Origin of the sequence: Streptomyces katrae, assembly GCF_000966975.1 — a bacterium.
Lineage (GTDB): Bacteria > Actinomycetota > Actinomycetes > Streptomycetales > Streptomycetaceae > Streptomyces > Streptomyces katrae.
In genome coordinates, this window is record NZ_JZWV01001412.1 from 1 (window position 1) to 302 (window position 302).

Sequence of the window (302 nt, forward strand, 5' to 3'; positions counted from 1 at the left end):
GGGCCGCCGCCCCCCGCCGCCCCGGCGCCGGCGCCACCTCGAACCGGCGCGCGTAACGGGCGATCCCCACCAGCAGCGCCGCGAACACCGGCAGCCACACCACCCGCGCCGCGATCCAGCCCGGGCCGTCGGGCGCCGTCGTCAGCCCGGCCACCGCACCGCCGGAGAACGAGGCCGGGGCGGCCGCCGCCAGCATCGCCGTCTGGTGCCAGCACAGGACCGTCATCGCCGACAGGTTGACCACCACCACCGGCGCCCACAGCGCCGGCCGCTCCAGCAGCCGCGCCAGCCGGTCCCGCAGC

At 79.8% G+C, this 302-nt stretch carries 1 pseudogene; it reads right to left on the reverse strand.

Annotation, left to right across the window (positions count from 1 at the left end):
- A pseudogene (locus VR44_RS37805) lies at positions 1-302 on the reverse strand (acyltransferase family protein); the annotation flags it as partial.